Source organism: Paeniglutamicibacter sp., assembly GCF_046714615.1.
In the GTDB taxonomy this organism is placed as follows: domain Bacteria; phylum Actinomycetota; class Actinomycetes; order Actinomycetales; family Micrococcaceae; genus Paeniglutamicibacter.
This window is the reverse complement of record NZ_JBKKAP010000099.1, coordinates 1-2,645: the sequence shown is the minus strand read 5'-3', so window position 1 is coordinate 2,645 and position 2,645 is coordinate 1. Positions and strand designations below refer to the sequence as shown.

Sequence of the window (2,645 nt, the reverse complement as noted above, 5' to 3'; positions counted from 1 at the left end):
GGTCTGTTGAGCTTGAGTTGGGATCGGATGTTCTCCAGGACGAAGGCGCGTGCCACTCGATCAAGCATGAGCTGGCATCCCGAGGGTAGTCCCGGTGCGTCCTCGTCGATGATGCGTTCCAGCTTCTTGCGTGGCACATCCAGCAGAGCGCGGTACTTGACGTCGAAGCGGAATTCCCTGCGTTGCTGGCCAATAAAGTCCAGCACGGTGAGCACGGCCTTGTCGTCAGCACGACGCAGTCCGCGGCCCAGTTGCTGGAGGAAGATCGTCGAGCTCTGCGTGGGACGCAGCAGGAGGATGGTGTCAATCTCCGGTACGTCGAGTCCCTCGTTGAAGAGGTCGACGGCGAAGATGCAGTTCAGCTCGCGGGCCCGCAGCTTTGCCAGCGCTCCCTCTCGTTCCTCGGTGCTTGAATTTCCCGATACCGCCACCGAGGGGATTCCCGCCTCGTTGAAGACCTTGGCCATGTAGTGCGCGTGCTGGACCGAGACGCAGAACCCCAGTGCACGCATCATGGACGTGCTGAGTACCTTGTCGCGCAGTTCGTTGATGATCTTCAGGGCACGCATGTCATTGCCCGTGTACACATTGCTTAGTTGTTCCAGGTCGTAGGAGCCGCGCTTCCATTCGATGGCGCTGAGGTCGACGTCATCCGCCACACCGAAGTAGTGGAAAGGAACCAGCAGGTCGGCGTCCAGGGCATCCCATAGACGCAGCTCCGAGGCAATCCTGCCGCCAAAGTAGGTGTTCGCCACATTGACGCCGTCGCCACGTTCGGGTGTTGCAGTGAGTCCCAGCAATTCGATGGGTTTTAGGTGCTCAATGAGCTTGCGGTATGAGGATGCTTCGGCATGGTGGAATTCATCGATCACCACGACATCGAATGCCTGCGGGTCGACCTTGGAAAGCCCGAAAGCGGCCAGGGACTGGATACTGGCGAAGACGTGCTTCCATGCCTCCGGCTTTTGTCCATCCACGAACATCTCTCCGAAGGAGCCCTTCCCCAGGACCTTTCGATACGTTTTGAGGGATTGCTCGAGGATCTCCTTGCGGTGGGCCACGAACAAGAGGGTGAGGTCCCGGCCAGCCGCTTCGCACAGTCGCTTGTAATCCAGCGCCGCGAGCACGGTCTTGCCGGTCCCTGTTGCCGCAACCACCAGGTTTCGATGCTCGTTGCGGTTTGTGCGGGCGGCTTCGAGTTCTTCGAGCATTTGCTTTTGGTGCAGCAGCGGAAGCACTTCCAGCCCGGTGGATCCGAGCATTCGTTCCGCCGTTGTTCCGCCTGCACGTTTCAGTGCCGCGTCCAGCCGCTCAGCGTCAGTATCGGGATCGTATGGAACGAAGGCGTCGTCCTCCCAATAGCTGTCGAATGTCATCGAGAACTTTTGCAGGAGACCCGGAGTTGCCACGCCCGAAAGCCGGACATTCCATTCAAGCCCATCGAGCAATGCCGGTCGGCTCAGATTGGAGCTTCCAACGTATGCAGTGTCAAACCCGGAATTTCGGTGGAACATCCACGCCTTCGCATGAAGCCTCGTCGCATTCGTCTCGTAGTTGATGCGGACTTCTGCGCCGAAACGGCGAACCAGCTCGTCAATTGCGTGGCGTTGGGTTGCGCCCATATAGGTCGTGGTGATGACCCGTATTGGGATGCCGTAATCCTTTAGTGCCTCGAGGGAATCTGAAAGGAGCCGCAGGCCTTCCCACTTGATGAATGCGCACAACAGATCTACTCTGTCGGCCGAGGATAATTCGGCTCTCAGCTCGGCGGCAAGCTGTGGATCTTCGCGGCTGTTCGTGAGCAGGGCGGCAGAGCTTAGTGAATTCTGGGGCCGCTTTAATGACCGCATCCTGATCTCATCATCGCGTTGCAATTTCATCAGTTTTTGGGGGCCATGAAGGACGTCTTCGGCGTGCCCGACAAGTTCAAGAATTTGGTTGGTCAGCGTGACCATCTGAACCGGTTCGAGCGACCCAAGACGAGCCTCAATTGCGCGACCAAGAAAACGTGCCAGTTCACCTGGTGCGTCCTCGGCCTCCACAGACTCCACCGACCGCGTGAAACCGTGCAACGATGCCAACTTACCAGCCAAGTGATCGGTAATTAGGCTCTCGAAAATTCCTTCACCCAAGTCGAACGCGCTATTCTGCCCAGCTTTGTCCATCTTGCCAGGCTACTCGAACTCGGTATCCGTATCAGGGATCAACACTTGGTGGCCAACGATCCGTACTCTCGCAGCGTCCGGCTCTCATTCAAGTGATTCATTTCCTTGAATTGACCTACAAAAATTCGCCACTGAGAATTTTCCTGGAATCAATTTTGAGGTACTAGATCTTGCGTCACAATCAACCTGTCCATTCTTCCCTAGACGGGTACTTGAAAGCAGTGGCCTGCTGAATAGGAACCTTATGCCGATCCCCCACCGCGACACCCGAGCCCCAAAAATCCGACATTCAAAAACGTTGAAAATTCAAGGAAGTCGGATTCGCGCATCCCCGCCCGGAAAAATGCCCGGTGTTATTCCGAATTCGGAATAACACCGGTTATGCCGATGTCGTGGTTATTCCGATAGCGGGGGCTGGATGACTGCCACTGCTGGGGTGTGGCGGGCGAAGTTCGGCATAACTGGCTGGCCTATAGGGCT

1 protein-coding gene is annotated in these 2,645 nt (G+C 56.9%); it reads right to left on the bottom strand.

Going from position 1 to position 2,645, the window contains the following annotated elements:
* Positions 1-1,850, bottom strand: a 1,850-nt coding sequence (locus ACLQ7E_RS12080) for a DEAD/DEAH box helicase family protein (RefSeq protein ID WP_411732823.1), incomplete at its 3' end; no start/stop codon positions are given.
* Between the last annotated feature and the right edge of the window lie 795 nt (positions 1,851-2,645).